Origin of the sequence: Spiribacter halobius, from assembly GCF_020883455.1 — a bacterium.
Taxonomy (GTDB): domain Bacteria; phylum Pseudomonadota; class Gammaproteobacteria; order Nitrococcales; family Nitrococcaceae; genus Sediminicurvatus; species Sediminicurvatus halobius.
Map to the genome: position 1 here is coordinate 3241306 of NZ_CP086615.1, position 14678 is coordinate 3255983.

At 65.1% G+C, this 14678-nt stretch carries 13 protein-coding genes and 2 pseudogenes; 4 read left to right on the plus strand and 11 right to left on the minus strand.

What is annotated here, in order from left to right:
• Positions 1-140 precede the first annotated feature (140 nt).
• Positions 141-791, plus strand: coding sequence for a hypothetical protein (locus LMH63_RS15250; RefSeq protein WP_146205266.1), 651 nt, complete (start codon positions 141-143; stop codon positions 789-791).
• 721 nt (positions 792-1512) lie between these two features.
• Here the strand turns inward: LMH63_RS15250 and LMH63_RS15255 are convergent.
• Together LMH63_RS15255 and LMH63_RS15260 are read right to left on the minus strand one after the other, a co-directional pair.
• Positions 1513-1899 carry a type II toxin-antitoxin system VapC family toxin gene (locus LMH63_RS15255; protein WP_109679762.1) on the minus strand — a complete coding sequence of 129 codons (387 nt, stop codon included), beginning with the start codon at positions 1897-1899 and terminating at the stop codon, positions 1513-1515.
• Entirely contained in the window at positions 1896-2135 is a 240-nt protein-coding gene (locus LMH63_RS15260) for a type II toxin-antitoxin system Phd/YefM family antitoxin (protein WP_229332615.1), read from the minus strand. Before LMH63_RS15260 ends, LMH63_RS15255 begins: the two co-directional genes overlap by 4 nt.
• 1043 nt (positions 2136-3178) lie before the next feature.
• Here LMH63_RS15260 and LMH63_RS15265 point away from each other — a divergent pair.
• On the plus strand, positions 3179-3835 hold the full coding sequence (locus LMH63_RS15265; protein ID WP_109679763.1) for a hypothetical protein: 657 nt from the start codon (positions 3179-3181) through the stop codon (positions 3833-3835).
• Between the two features lie 33 nt (positions 3836-3868).
• Here LMH63_RS15265 and LMH63_RS19635 read toward each other — a convergent pair.
• From LMH63_RS19635 to LMH63_RS15275, 3 genes and pseudogenes are all read right to left on the minus strand, one after another.
• A pseudogene (locus LMH63_RS19635) lies at positions 3869-4042 on the minus strand (IS1634 family transposase); the annotation flags it as partial.
• A 9-nt stretch (positions 4043-4051) separates the two neighbouring features.
• On the minus strand, positions 4052-4915 hold the full coding sequence (locus LMH63_RS15270; protein ID WP_109679764.1) for a nucleotidyl transferase AbiEii/AbiGii toxin family protein: 864 nt from the start codon (positions 4913-4915) through the stop codon (positions 4052-4054).
• Positions 4912-5739 carry a type IV toxin-antitoxin system AbiEi family antitoxin domain-containing protein gene (locus tag LMH63_RS15275; RefSeq protein WP_109679765.1) on the minus strand — a complete coding sequence of 276 codons (828 nt, stop codon included), beginning with the start codon at positions 5737-5739 and terminating at the stop codon, positions 4912-4914. The genes LMH63_RS15270 and LMH63_RS15275 overlap by 4 nt, the downstream gene beginning before the upstream one ends.
• A 345-nt stretch (positions 5740-6084) precedes the next feature.
• Between LMH63_RS15275 and LMH63_RS19565 the strand changes: the two are divergent.
• Positions 6085-6150 (plus strand): annotated as a pseudogene (locus LMH63_RS19565) (hypothetical protein); the annotation flags it as partial.
• A 71-nt stretch (positions 6151-6221) separates the two neighbouring features.
• Entirely contained in the window at positions 6222-6821 is a 600-nt protein-coding gene (locus LMH63_RS15280; RefSeq protein WP_199225728.1) for an aldolase/citrate lyase family protein, read from the plus strand.
• Positions 6822-6972: 151 nt separating this feature from the next.
• Here the strand turns inward: LMH63_RS15280 and LMH63_RS15285 are convergent, their stop codons facing one another.
• From LMH63_RS15285 to LMH63_RS15300, 6 genes are all read right to left on the minus strand, one after another.
• Positions 6973-8313 carry a lyase family protein gene (locus LMH63_RS15285; RefSeq protein ID WP_158280452.1) on the minus strand — a complete coding sequence of 447 codons (1341 nt, stop codon included), beginning with the start codon at positions 8311-8313 and terminating at the stop codon, positions 6973-6975.
• Positions 8314-8541: 228 nt separating this feature from the next.
• A complete protein-coding gene (locus tag LMH63_RS15290; RefSeq protein ID WP_109679767.1) occupies positions 8542-8862 on the minus strand; it encodes a helix-turn-helix domain-containing protein in 321 nt (106 codons plus the stop codon).
• Between the two features lie 395 nt (positions 8863-9257).
• Positions 9258-9464 (minus strand): type II toxin-antitoxin system CcdA family antitoxin, encoded by a 207-nt coding sequence (locus LMH63_RS19570; protein WP_109679777.1) that lies wholly within the window; start codon positions 9462-9464, stop codon positions 9258-9260.
• Between the two features lie 962 nt (positions 9465-10426).
• On the minus strand, positions 10427-12904 hold the full coding sequence (locus LMH63_RS15295) for a TOTE conflict system archaeo-eukaryotic primase domain-containing protein (protein ID WP_109679768.1): 2478 nt from the start codon (positions 12902-12904) through the stop codon (positions 10427-10429).
• A gap of 52 nt (positions 12905-12956) precedes the next feature.
• Positions 12957-13274, minus strand: a complete 318-nt coding sequence (locus LMH63_RS19575) for an ATP-binding cassette domain-containing protein (protein WP_109679769.1) — start codon at positions 13272-13274, stop codon at positions 12957-12959.
• A 129-nt stretch (positions 13275-13403) separates the two neighbouring features.
• Positions 13404-14648: an EAL domain-containing response regulator gene (locus LMH63_RS15300; RefSeq protein WP_109679770.1), complete on the minus strand. Its 1245-nt coding sequence runs from the start codon at positions 14646-14648 to the stop codon at positions 13404-13406.
• Between the last annotated feature and the right edge of the window lie 30 nt (positions 14649-14678).

Genomic DNA, 14678 nt, shown 5'->3' on the forward strand with positions numbered 1-14678 from the left:
CTCAGCCCGCCAGCCCCTAACCAGAACGGAGCCAGCCGCTCTGCCGCACCCCTAATCGCCGGAACACATCAGCCCTTGTCGTTTTTGATGGAGACTTTTGTACAATGACCCCATAACAATAAAAACAACGAGGTGACGCCATGAGCCGCTGGCTTGAGAACTCCAAGAAGAACCTGCTTCCCCTGAGCGTAGCACATGATTTCCACGCGGCACTAACGGAGTGGCAATTCACTGGGGAAGTGCTGAAGTGCAACAGCGAGAGTAGCCATAATTACTGTGAACTCTGCGAGCAGAAACACCTATCTCTTCACTTCGTCATCGGAAACTCCGATACCGGTAGCGAGCTCCGTGTGGGGTCCAGCTGCATCCTAAAATTCCCCGCCATTGGTGTCTACGACACACGGGGGGTACTTGTGACGGATCCGTCCAAGCGGGAGGCCCGACTTCGGGCGGCGCGTGAAGAGCAACGCATCGAGAACTCTCTGCGGCCGCTCCGGGAGCTCTGGAAGAGGACTCCCGAGGATCGCGGCGACATTAGGCGAGTGGCGATGCCGATTAAACAATATGGACGGCTTGAGCCGTTGCCTTTGCTCTGGCTTTTCTCACGCCTGCGGGCGGCGGACGTGCCATTCGACCCCACCCTTTACCAGGTCGATCTGCGCCCGTTGCGAGCCGCCGAGCAGATGAACAATATGTCGGAGTCCGAGTTCGATCAGCTCCGGCCAGCGCTGTCGCGCGAGCAGCTCAAACGGTACGCGCACCGGTTCTCGGACGGTCTGGAGCTTAGCTGAAGGGCGGGTACGTCGATGGCCACGGTCGGGCCCCCCGTGCAATGACGCTGAGCACGGATTGCCAGGTGCCCAACAACACGATGTTGGCACCCGGTCTCGACCGCGCCCGCTCCGCGGGCCGTCATGCCTAACATTAACGCGTAGGCCGTCAGCGGATCGAAGTGGACAGGATGATCAGGTTTCCACGGTCATACCACGAATGTCGTGATCCGGGACGCGATCATCGCCACCGCAGCAGCCGGCCCGCCGGAAGATCAAACTCCCCCGTATTGCTCCCGCAATCTGCGTAAAGCCCCGTTAGCCGCTGCGTTAAGACGGCAGTAAACAAGTTCGCGCGGCCCGAGGTAACGTGCCCGCGCCGTCAGTTCGCCGTCCTGATCGTAGGCCTGTACGCGGACCCGTTCTCGAGTCAGCACTTCAGTCACAAAATAGTCCACGACAAGTCCATCCGGCGCGATGAACATAATGACGTCCCCCCGCGTGAAACGGGGGCATAATGGCTGGTGTGTGTTCTGTTGTTCCATGGGATTCATTTAGTGTCGGAGCCATCAAACGTCAAGCGCGCTCCCGGGGGCGGAAGGGGGCACGGCTCGCTGTCGCCTGCCGACTATCCCGCCCAGGTCAGCATTACTCCGTTGGCCGCCGAGGCCTCCCTGGATTTCCATTTAACAATACTCGATCCGAGCCGATCCGGATCATCGGCTGCTCGTAGCATCCCGCGCTATGAGTGAGCAGGGAGGTGCTGAACACCGTACTTGGGGATTTCGGTATCCGCGGTAAGGATGGTCAGCCCCTCGGCTTGTGCCTGGGCGACGAGCATGCGGTCGAACGGGTCCTTGTGGTGTTGTGGCAATGTGCCGGCCTGCGTGCCGTGGAAGGTTATCGGCAAGTGGTTGAACCCCTCCTCCTCGACGATGCTGTCGAGGTCCTCGTCCTCGATGCATAGCTTGCCTATAGCCCGTTTGATCGCGATCTCCCAGCCGGTTGCCGCGCTGACGAACACCTGGTTGCGGGGATCGGCGATGGCCGCCCGGGCACGCTCGCCAAGAGACGGGTCCGCGCTGAGCCACCACAGGAACGTATGAGTGTCGAGCAACAAGCGCCTCACGCCCCCTCCTCGAAAGCCTCAATGACCTCCCCGGGGGTCTCGTCGAAGTCCGCCGACATTTGGATCTTGCCGGCGAGGCGACCGGGCTTTCGTTGCCCCTGAGGGGCGATGTAGGGACGAAGCTCGAGATAGGGCTTGCCGTTTTTGGCAATGATGACCTTCTCCCCCGCCCATGCTCGCTCCGCTAGCTGGGAGAGCTTCGTCTTGGCCTCATACATATTGATCTGGATGGCCATTGCGACCCGAGCCCCATATGGTCTAGTTGGTCTAGTCTGCGCTCCCAGAGGAAGCCTCGCAACCGCTACTCGGCATATGCGTCGCAGTGGCGTTGGGCCGGAGTTCTGGCTGACCGACACCACGCCCCCTGGGCCGGTTTCCGGCCACAGCGGGGACTTCTCGACGCGACGCCGCAGGATTTTCGACGCGTGAGCTGAATGCCTTGGTCGTGGGCAACTTCACGGTTCAGGTAAAGCGTTCAGGGACGGCCTGCAAAACCGGTGGACGGCGAGTGTAACCGGGGAGGCGTTTGGGTAATGCCGTGATGCCGACTGACGGTGCTGTAAGTCTTCGCTCCATGCCTACAGGGTTCCCCCGGGGTCGGCCACGCGCTTGAGCATCCGGCGCACGAGTGTGTTGCTCGCGGCCCAGCGTGAGCTACCCCCCAGGGGGCTACACGGCCAGAGCAAGAGTTGGGGCCACCGTGGTGCCGGGGGCCTGGCGTCTCAGCAGGACAGGTCTTGCTCACCTTCCCCGCGACTCGTGAATCGCGCATTGCGGGGTCCGGCCGGACGCCTTCATGGGGTCTCAAGCAACTGATCGGGGGAGATTCAGCCAGGCGGTCATGCGTTCCCGCTTCATTGAGGGACTCATCATGAGCTCGGCATAACGCGAACGCGGGGGTTACACAATATGCGGACTGGCTGCCCCGGGCCGGGCGCAGCCATGAGTTGCCGCCCCTGAAGGGGATCGCCGCCGGGCAGAGGCGTGTATACCCCGCCTCTATGCAACGCCAAGGCTGTCGCTGTTCGCCACGCCTGATTATGTACCCGAGTTGGGCGGCATCGCGGTCGCCCCGCATCCGGGCACCGCCGACGCATCAGCTACCGAGCGGATCGAATGGGTGGCAACGGTCTTTCCATGCCGGCTCCGAGACACATATCTCCAGCAACAGGCCACCCCACAAGACCGGAGTTCAATCCTGAATCCGATCGCACTTGTCATTTTCCTTCGTTGATCCTTTATAATGGAGCGACAATAATAATAAGAAGGAGTCCCCCTCATGAACCGCCACGTCGCGATTGCCACACTCAACCTGCTCCCCCTCAGCGTCTCCGATGAATTCCGGGCCGCCTTGGCCGAATGGCACTTTACGGGTCACGTGATTGACTATCCGCCGAAGAGCGGATGGGTCTGCTGCGAGCTCTGCGAGCAACTGCATTTATCCCACAACTTTGAGATAGCGAACTCGCAGACCAATACCAGCCTACTCGTTGACTCGAGCTGCATACTCCGATTCCCCGAGATCGTGGTCCGGGACAGGTCCGGGGTTGCGGTCACCGACGCGGCAAGCCGCAACGCCTGCCTTCGGGAGGCGCTGCAGACCAGGTTGAAGGAGCGCGCGCTCGAGCCGCTACAGACGGCTTTGAAGAAGACACCGGAGCACAGGCCTGAGCTCGAGCGCATAGTGGGGGCTATTACCGAATGTGGACGGCTGGACCCGAAGGATATTCTGTCCCTTTTCGACATCCTCCGATGCGCGGGAATCGCTTTCATCCCTTCGGACTACACTGTCAATATCCGGTCGGCACAGGCAACCCGGCAGATGCTCGCGATGTCCGAGTCGCAGCGAGAGCGAATAAGGCCCGCCCTGTCTCGGGATCAGTTTAAACGGTTCGCGTATCTGTTCCGGGAAAACGATCGGGTTTTTTCCCCGTGAGCGGGATCGCTCGTACTTGGGGAAGCAACCATCGGCAAGGGCAGGATTGAGCTCGGCGATCAGATCGGTGAGCTCCGCATAGCGTCGCCCCGGGACGGCCAGGCCCTGCTCGCGCCCCAACGCCTCCAGGGTCTCACCGCTGTTGAGACTCAACAGGCCACGGTCGGCAACCACCACCACACGCTCGAGCGCGAAGCGCTCGAGCAGACAGCGACCTCACCATGTAATGCCGAACCTTTCTTTCATCGCCGGTGTTCTCGCCCAGGGCTCCCCGGGCAGCCCATCGATAAGGGCCGTGAACACGCGGCGGAACGCATCTTCCGTCGACTCTTGCGTCCATGCTTCCACCTGGGCCGCTGGCAGCAGAGGCCGCATGTCGAGCAAAAAGCGTGGGTTGGCCAGCTTAGCGAACATCCGCTCCTGCGCCTTCGCCCGCGTGATGGCTTGGCCGGCCAGGTCGAGATAGCGGCCGAGCATCTCGACGACGCGGTCGACGTCGAGGCCCTCGAACACCTCGAGCGCATAAGCAAGGTCGTAGAGATCGCGCCCCTTGTCGCGCTGCAGCAGCGCGCGCAGCTTAGTCGCCAACATCTCCTCCCGGGAAAACGTTGGGATTGCCGCGTCGCCGGAGAACCACGGATTCACGACCTCGAGCGGCAAAGCCGTCGGCGCATCGAATGCCTCTGTCGCGCGCGTGTTGATCTCGATCTTCAGCCGGATCGGCACGCCACTGCCGTCTTCGGCTTCGGCCCGAAAGCGGAGCTTCGGCGCGACCGGACTCTGGTCGAATTGCGCGCGCCCTAGCCACGGTTCCAGAACGACGCGCAACTGATCGAGGATCGGACCAATCGGACCGGCAGACGTGCGAACTAGGTCGATATCCTCCGAGTAACGCAGCGGTTCCGGAAAGTGCAGCTTGTTGAGCGCCGTGCCGCCGCGAAACCGCAGCGCATCGCGCAGCATGTCGTCCGAGAAAATCTCGACAAGCGCGCGGCTGATGATGAGGTCCTGCTCGACCTGCCGCTGATCCGCCCACGGGACGACATTGCCCCAGGCGACGATGTTCTGCGCCGGAATCATTCGTCGAGCTCCGGTGCGCGCCGCACGACCACCCGCCAGCGGGCATCGCGTTCCTGGGGCTCGGGTGCAAAATCCGGGTCCCGGGCTTCCTGGCGATCCAGCTCGGTCCAGGACGCCATTCCCCGCTTTTGCAGCGCACTCAGCATCGGGCCCGTCAGAGCCTCATGCCCGAGACGATCCAACAGGTGCCCGAGACGTTGAACGACCGGCCGCTCCACCGTGACGGAAAGGGCGGCGAGCTGATCGGCATCAATCTTCTGGCCAAGGTCGGAGAGCACCGTAGCGACGTTGTCGATTCCGGCGGACGCCTGCGGATAGCGCAGCAGATCGAGAGCGGTGAGCGCGGCCGACGAGATCTTCATCGTGCCGGTATCGGTCTTGCGATTCTCGATCCCCGCGGCGACTGCCTCCATATTCTTGCGGAAGTAAAAGACGATCAGGTTGCGACCGGCGCGGATCTTCGGAAGGCGCTTGGCCGAGACCACCTGAAACTCCATGACAGCCTGATGCGTCGCTCCATGCAGCTCTGCGGCTTTGAGGAGCCCGACATAGTACGCTTGGCCCTCGTAGCGCATGAGCTCATCGATGTACCAGGCCGGTGGCGGTGCACCCCACGACGCAAATTGTGGGGGAACGACGACATAGAAGCCCTGCCGCGGGTTCAGCAGAGCGTTTCGGCGCTGCAGCCGCTCGGCGGCATCCAGCAACGCACCGCGCCCGACGCCCAAAGACTGCTCAGCCTCCTCGGCCGTAAAGACCGTCCGGCCCATCGAGAGAAGGCTACTGGCATAGCTTGCCAAAGCTGAGCGCTGATCGTGAACCATGCTTCATTATCCGCTTTTAGAGCGGATTTTTCAACATGATTTTGGCCATTGGTTCGGTTCAAGCTCAAATAACCGCACTAAGCCAGGAAATTCCAACATGATTTTCCAACCTGCAGTCCAAGCAGGACCCACGACAGCCCCTTTCCCCGGGGCGTCCCCTTCGGGCCGGGCTTTCGGCGAAGCGGAAGCCCCTAGCGGGTCTTCCCCCGTCCGGGCACCTGATTATGCCCCTGCCTCAGCTGCCATCTGGATTTCCTTTCGTGGGCAGGGGTTTGCGCGCATGAGGGCGACGGCAAGTCGGGGCACCATGGCTGCCAGGTCGTAACGGCGGTTCAGTGGCTGTCCATGGCCTCGCCCTACACCGCGGAGGGATGCGCCACCGCCGGCTTCCAGTGGCTGCTGATCGACAACGAACACGCGCCCAATGACGTTCGCAGCACTCTCGACCAGCTCCAGGCGGTCGCCCCCTACGCGGCCATCCGGTGGTGCGCGCCCGCAGCGGCGCCCCGGCGCTCATCAAGCAGCTGTTGGACGTCGGCGTCCGGACGCTGCTCGTGCCCATGGTCGACACGCCCGAGCAGGCCGAGAACGTGGTGGCCGCGACACGCTACCCGCCGCAGGGCATCCGCGGCGTGGGCGCCGCGGCGGCCCGCGCGTCGCGTTGGGGTGCCCGGGCAGGCTATGTGGATATCGCCAATGACGAGGTCTGCTTGCTGGTCCAGGCGGAGTCGGTGGCGGCCCTGTCCAATCTGGACCGCATCTGCGCGGTGGATGGCCTACACGGCGTTTTCATCGGCCCGGCGGACCTCGCTGCCTCCATGGGGTACCTGGGACAGGCGGGGCACCCTGAAGTACAGGCCGCGATCGAGACGGCGATCCAGACCATTTCTGCCAGCGGCAAGGCGCCCGGCACGCTCACCGGAGACTCGGCAATGGCCCGCCGCTACCTCGACCTCGGCGCGCGATTCGTCGCCGTCGGCATTGATGTCACGCTCCTCGCCGGGGCGACCCGCCGCCTGGCGTCAGATTTCGACCTGGGCTCGAGCGACCCGGCCTCGACGCCCGGTGCGTCGGCGTACTGACCGCCGTGGGGGGGGGGGGAGGGGGTCTACGCCATTTCCGCGGACGGTTGGGTTAATTCCACACCGCACCGATTCGAACCTGCCCACCGGATTACCGAGACTCTCCTCACGCCACGGTTCGACACTTCGTGGCCGGATACGGCGAACTCATCTAACGCGCATTTTTCCCAGCTGGCTCGCCGTGGCGGAGCCACGCGCGCGCAGTAGCCGCCGTCTCCCGGGCGCGGCGGGGGGCCCAGCCCGACACCCCGGCGGTGAACAGGCTATCGTCCGGCGGTTCGGCGCCTGCCGTGGTGAACGCCTCGGTAACCGCCTCGCGGAACGGTAGACCCTGATGGTGGCGGGCCATCGCCGCCTTCATCAGCTGGTGACCGCGCTGCTTCCCAACCGCCTGACAGAGCACAATGTTCAGGCTCTCGGAGAGGACCGAGGGCTGCGCGTCCAGGTTCGCCCGGATGGTTTCGGTGCGTATCTCCAGGTGCACGCAGAGGTCGGCGAGGTCAGCAGCGAGCCGGCCAGTGGTGAGGCAGAGGTGGGCGAGGCCGTGCCACTCGGCATAGGCGGAGCCGATTTCGCGCTCGCCCTCCGGCAGGCCGGCGGCCGCATCGACGCTTGCGGCGAGCCCCCGGCCCACGACCGCCAGCCCGTGCATGCGCTGCGCCCGCCAGGGGTTGATCTTCTGAGGCACGGAGGAGCTGCCGGCGGCGGCACCGTCGGCCACTTCCTCGATTCCCGTGCGCTGCAGGTTGTAAATCTCGTGACCTGCCTTGCCGGCCAGGGTGCAGAGCTGGGCGAGGGCGCCGGCGAGCGCGACGAGTGGATCCCGGGCGGTGTGCCAGGCGGTGCGCACGGGCTGCAGGCAGAGGCGTTCCGCCACGGCGCGCTCCACCCGCTCGGGGTCGCCGCCCATCACAGCGAACGAGGAGCCGGTTCCCACCGCTCCAGCAATGCTGATGAGGCATGCCTCGGCGCTGGCCCGCTCGAGCCGGGCGGCGACGCGGAGCAGCTCATCGAGCCAGATCGCAAGCTTGAAACCCAGTGTGGTCGGGGCACCCGCCTGGCCCTGGGTGCGCCCGACCATGGGGGAGTCGGCATGGGTATCGGCGAGTTCGGCCAGGCGTCCGGCGACTGTCCGGACATCCCGCAGGATCAGCCCCGTCGCCTCCCGCAGCTGCAGCACATGGGCCGTGTCCCAGGCATCGTGCGCAGTCACGCCGTAATGGGCATAGGGCGCGGCGTCGTGCAGCTGCTCCACCAGGCCCGCCACGGGATTTCCCGTGGTCACGGCAAGCCGCCCCGCCGCGGGCAGGTCCAGCTGCGAGACGTGGATGGCGGCGAGCTTTGCAGCCTCGCCACCGGGAACGAGGCCGAACGCCTCCTGGACCTCCAGCAGCGCGCGCTCAAAATCAAGGAAGGCTGCCGCGAACCCCTCGTCCGCGAACACGTCGAGCAGCGGCCGCGTGCCGTAAGTCGCTCCGAACAGCTGCAGCAATGCACTCATCCTCGGGCTGTCGACGCACCAAGCAGGACTTCCTCGGCGCGCCCTGTCAAGTCGTTGGCGAGTCGCCCTCGGGATCTCCTGCTGCCGCCCGCAAAGGGAAGCCGAAGGGATGCGCGCGCGGCCCCTTAGTCGCAGCCCGTGGCAGACCGGATTCTCCACCCGAGGGCGGTGCGAATGCGCGAGGGTTGGTGCATCGCCCGGCCGCAGGCCAGTGTCACATCACTCCGGGTCGGTCGGCATCGGTGGCGGCTCATCGACCGCCCACAGACGCGCACGGCAGGCATCGATGTAGCGAGCGAGCAGCTCCGGATCCAGCTCGCCGGCGGTGGACTCAACCCGCGACATGTCGGCGTTTCCCTTACCGACGGCTTCAGCGATCTCGTCTCGCGTGAGCCCTGCGGCACGACGCAGGCCAACCAGGGCCGCCGCCAACGCCCGTCGTGACGCCGTACGCTGGATCTCGCCGTCCAGCACCGGGTTCTTGTTGCGTAGGTCGCGAAACCGCTCAAGCAAATCCAATGAGTCCGTCATCGCGGCCACCGTGGCGATGCTGGGGGTATGGGCTAACAGTATAGCGGCGCGGCCATCCCTCGAGCCGGTTCCACGAGTCTATCCAGCACGTGCCAGCCAAGGCACTTGTCGTTCGCTGGTTCACCGGCCCGGGAATCGGAACCGCTTCACAGTTGGCCACGCTCGCATCAGCCCGGAATGTTCAGCGACCCTGCGCCCGTGGAGTGGACTCCACCATCACGCAACAGCTGGCGCGGCTGGACTTGATACACGGCGAGCGGATCCGCTGACTGTGGTCCTGCTTGCGAGCCACAACCTGTGCGCGGCCGTGGGCAAGATGCGTGCACCGGTACTGTCTCTGGCACTGGTCTGCGCCCAAAGGCAGGGCAAGGCTGAACGGGATCGGTCAGCAGCTTGAGGGCGCATCAGAGCCGGCGGAATCGATCTCGCAGGCTACCGCGAGAGCCCGCGAATTGGTTGTCCTCGCGTATGGCCTCCCGGCTCTCCTTCCGCCAGGCCTGTTCGCGACGCTCCCGGAGGGCCGCGCGCGCAGATGCTTGTCGAGAAACTGCGAAAGATCGATCCCCTGTGCCCTCGCCTCTTCCATCAAGGCACCGTCGAGGCTCAGCCAGGGGCTGCGGTTCAGGTGACTCAACCCATCAACCCCCAATCAGTACAGAGCCACCACACCAGTGTGCTCAAAAAGGTGCCCGAGATGCCCGAGCGTGAACACACCCACGCCTTGGCCAGGTGGTGACACCGGCGGTGACCCCAGGGGCTGAGTTCATATAGGTGACTGAAATTCCTGGATTAACCTCGCCACGCCTTGCCCACGGGGAGCGCGTATCGCTTGGGGGGAGTGGGTGTGTGTTCAAAAAGGTGCTTGAAATGCCGGGCCGTGAATACACATCGGCACTCGAGGCGGCTCAGGGGAGCTTGTTCACGTAAGTGTTTGAATCATGGTGTGACGAATCAAGAGGCCGTGCCCACCCAGGGAGCCATACGGCCTTGTGACGAGGGGGTGTGTGTTCAAAAAGGTGCCTGAAATGACGGGCCCTGAACACACATCGACACTCGAGGCGGCTCAGGGGAGCTTGTTCACGTAAGTGTTTGAATCATGGTGTGACGAATCAAGAGGCCGTGCCCACCCAGGGAGCCATACGGCCTTGTGACGAGGGGGTGTGTGTTCAAAAAGGTGCCTGAAATGACGGGCCCTGAACACACATCCTGAAGACCACGATTCTCAGCAACTGCCGGGGCCTTTGCGGCTACTGCGACCACTGAAGTCGATTCGCAATCTCCTGGCGCTGTAACGTGACTGCATGCCCCTTTCCGGCAAGAGGTCTCGCCAGCCGTAACCCGGGAAGTACCCGGCATAGATACCCCTGACACGCAGCGACCGGAATGCTGCGAATGGGCGAGGCGGCTCGATGGGGCCAGCGTCCGTATTCCGGCATCGTGACCGGTGATTCCGGGAACGTGACGGCGGATTCCGATGCCGGGGCTGGAATCGGTCACCTTCAGCCGGAATTACCGGTCACGATGGACCGGAATACGCGCCGGTCACCGCCCAACGGCTGTCCCGGCGCCACGTTCACTCGTTGGGTTCCGGCTCCAGCGGCAGCTGCTGATCGCTGCCGGCGTCTTCGTCCCGCTCGTAACCAAGGGCTCGGTACGCCGCGAGGCGCTTGTCGAACATGCGCGCGAGCATCGGCACCTCCACGTCAACGTAGTCGTAGATCCGGACCTCGCGCTTGCCGCCATTGAGCCGGTGTAGGCGACCCGCGTACTGGGTCACCGTTCCTTTCCATGCGATGGGCATGGCGAGGAAAAGCGTATCGAGTCGCCGGTCATCGAATCCTTCACCGACGTACCGGCCGGTCGCAAGAATCAACCGCTCTTCATCCTCCGCAATGGCCGCCAGACGATCCCGGGTCTCCCTGCGCTGGCGCACCCCCATGCCACCGTGGAAAGTGACGAGATGGCGAACGAATCCGCGCAACCGCTCCGCGAGCCGGATCAGATGGTCTCTGCGCTCGGTCAGCACAAGGGGGCTGCGACCCGCTTCCAGCGCACTCAGAATATCGTCCACCACCTGCGCATTACGGTCTTCGCTTTCAGCCAGAGCGCCATAGATCTGCTGGATTGGTCGATCCTGCACGGGGTCCGGCAGCGTGAATCGCGTACGCCGGACGATGAGGCGGTGCCGGAACGCACGCTGCGCGGCCTGAGTGCGGGCGTCAGCGATGAACCGAGGCGGGCCGAGCTGCATCGTGAGAATGGGGTGATGACCGTCCCGGCGCGTGGGCGTCGCCGTCAGCCCGACAACGTAGCGTGCCTTGACTTCCGCGAGGACGCGCTCGAAGGAAAAGGCGGGCAGGTGATGGCACTCATCCACGATGACCTGGCCGTAGCCTGCGACAAGATCGGACACCTCGCCTTTACGAACGAGACTCTGGATCATCGCAACGTCCAGCCGGCCGGTGGCACGCTGACGCCCGCCACCAATGCGACCGACCTCCTTCTCGGCGATGCCAAGGAACAGCGCCAACCGCGCCACCCATTGCTCCATCAGGGGTTTCCGGTGGACCAGGACCAGGGTGCTGCACCCGCGTTTCGCCGCGAGAAACGCACCGAGGACGGTCTTCCCGAAGCCAGGCGGCGCGACAACAACTCCCATCTCCTCACCGAGCATCGCGTCTGCGGCATCACGTTGCGGAGCGGTCAGCTCGCCCCTGAAGGCGTGTTGCACGGATGCGCCCGAGGTGCGCTCGTCCTCGACAACAAGCTCGACATGCTGCTCGCCAAGCAGGGTTCGGAGCTCGGTCAGGCACCCGCGGGGGATCGCGAGGTAGGCCCCGTGGCTCTCATCGCGCGCAATCACCCGCGGCGTCAGCGCGGTGGACAGACGCATGCGCTGCTTGCTGTAGAACTCCGGGTTCTGGAACGCCGCCAGCCGTCGGATGCGGCTGATCAATGGCGACGGTAGCCCCTCGGTGCGCACGAACAGCTTCTGGGCCAGCACGGCATGAACCGTATCCGGAAGCAGCGCCGGATCCAGCGCCGGTTTCACGCTGCCCGACGGCGGCAGTCGCCAGGGCGCTTCCCGCGGCTCACCACCCTCTCCCGACGGGACACCCAGCACCTGGTGCTTCCTCGCCGCCTCGGTGGCGAGGGCCTCCACCCGGGCGGGGGCGATACGCGGGATCGAGGCCAGGTAGCGCCACTGGTCCGGATACGGAGCAAGGTGCTCGTCGAGGAACACCGTATTTCCCTGGTCACGGGCACGGCGCTGTAGCGGGAGCGCAATCAGGTTGCCGAATCCCCCACGCGGGCGCGTGTCCTGGTTCGGGAACAGCCGGTCGTAGGACTCCAGAGCGATGTCGCGTCGGGTCGACATCGTCAGCGTCAGCAGGTGGCAGCCGAGCTGTCGTGCAAGCGATGCGGGGACAGGGCGCTCGAAGAAGAACCAGGCGTGCGCCCCGTCGCCGGACTGTGAGCGCTCCACCGCGCAGGGAACACCGGCAGCACGGCACGTGTCCCGGAAGGCGATGACGTCCTCCTGCCATGACTGCTTGTCGAAGTCGACCGCGAGAAAGCAGCACGTGTCGTCCGCAAGGAGCGGATAGACGCCCATCACCTGACGCCCCTGCAGGTGGGCGAGAAGTGCCTGATCGTCGACCGGCACGAACGCCTGATTCGGACACTCGCCGCACTTGATCTTCGGAAGTCCGCAGATCCCTGGCACGAACTTGTTCGAACACCCGGGGCTGTAGCCGGCCTTGCCCGTCCTGCGACTGACGAACCGCAGGGGGTAGACGTCCTGGCGTCCCCGGAACAGCGCCCGAAACAGGGCGAGCTTCGCGGCGGGCGTTTCCGGTCCATCGGCCGCGGCCTCCGCGGACTCCTGCGACGCGGAAGCCCCGTTGGCGGAGGACTCGGCAAGCCGCAGCCGCAGGCGGCGAAGCTCCTCGCGAGCCCGCTCGCGCTCGGCATCGAGGGCAGCAAGCCGCTCCTCCTCGCGTGCGATGGTCGCGCGAATAGCCTCCGGCTTGTCGTCGTCATCGGTCATGCGCAGGCGACACTAGGCCGTGATAGCAACCGCCTGGAGAATGCTGTCATGCTCAATGGCGTATTGGCAGGCCGGGTGCTGGAAACCCGACAGCATCAGTCCGGAGATGACTTCGACGGGCATGCCGCCGGCAAGACGATATTCGCAGTAACGTCACCCGCCGGCGCCACGCGTGGGCGCGCATGCTCTGCCGGTCGCGACCGTCAAGCCGGATGTCGCCGCCGTGGACGTCGAGATCCGCCACGGCGCGGAGAAGTCGGGGCTTGCCCGCGCCCGAGGCGCCGGACGAACCGACGACTTCGCCTGGGGCGACCGCTACCGCCGCTCCCGTCATGACGCCCGCCCTCGCCGAGCGCCTCCGACAGTTCATGGTTTCGCTACATCCATCCCCCGATGTGCCGGCATCCCGGACACTCCGGCCCCACGCGGATCGAACGGACTGGAAGCGATGGCGCACGGCGCACCGAGCCACAGGGACCGAAACGGGCAGGTGCGTGAATCAGTGCCGATGACCGGTGGGAGGGCGACGGAACCACTCGGCGGCTTGCTCGGCGGTCATGGGTTCCCCCGGAAAGCTGCCCTGGGCCGCGTCGCACCCCTCCCAGCGCAGGAACTCCCACTGATTGGCGCTGTTCACGCCCTCGGCCAAGGCGGTCATGGACTGGGTGTGGGCAAGGGCGATGACCGATCGGGTGATGGCGGCGCAGTCAGCGTCGCGATCCAACCCCTCGATGAAACGCGATGCGACCTTGAGGCCGTGCAGGTCCAGGTGGCGCAGCTGCGCCACCGAGCAGGAACCGGTGCCGAATTGATCGGCGATGACCGCCACGCGCAGGCGGCGCAGCTCGGCAATGGCCGTGCTGGCCGCCCGCAGATTGCGCAGCAGACCCGGCTCCGCGACCTCCAGGGCGAGCGCCGAGGGGGCCAGATCCCAGGCTTTGAGCTGCTCGCGCACCCCCTCCGTCAGACTGTCCTCGGCCAGCGCAGCGGCCGGCACATTGACGCTGACGCGCAGGCCGTGTCCCGCCGCGCCCCCCAAAGCGACCGCCTCGCGGCACGCCTCGCCGATCAGCCGCCTCCCCAAGGGGGCCGCCAGCCCCTCCGCCTCGGCCAAGGCCTCCAGATCAGTGCCCGCAAGGGTTTCGCCGGGACCCGGTGTCCATTGGGCCTGCAGCTCGATGCCCAGGAGCTGGCCGCGGCTCAGCCCTACAATCGGTGCGAGCCGGTAGCCCAGAGCGTCCGAGCGGATGGCCTCGGCGAGACCCGATGCTCGTCGTTTTCCCTGGCCCGGTAGCGATGCCGTCTGGCGAATGTTGCACCACGCCCGCAGGGCGCACACCACCAGGGATTGCAGCCGCTGGGCGGTGAGCTCGGTTTTGACGAAGTAGCCGTTGATCTCGTAGCCGAGGATGACCTCCCGCTCCGGAGCCTGGCCCGGCTGACCCGTGCGCAGCACGATCTGGATCTCGCGATTGCCGAGGGTTTCGCGGATGTACCGGCACAGCCGCAGGCCGGCATCGTCGGTCTCCATGACCACGTCAAGGATCACCAGGGCCATGTCCGGTCGGGCGGCCAGCCGTTCGCGGGCCTCGACGGCGGAGGACGCGTGGTGAAGCTCGATGGGACGGCCTTCGAATGCCATGCGCTCCAGCAGCATGCCGGTGATCTCGTGGATGGCAGGCTCGTCATCCACCACCAGCACCGGCCAGGGCGATCCGGGGCGGTCTTCCGCAGTGGGGTTCATGCTTTGAGCGTAACCGCCCCCGGGTCCCGG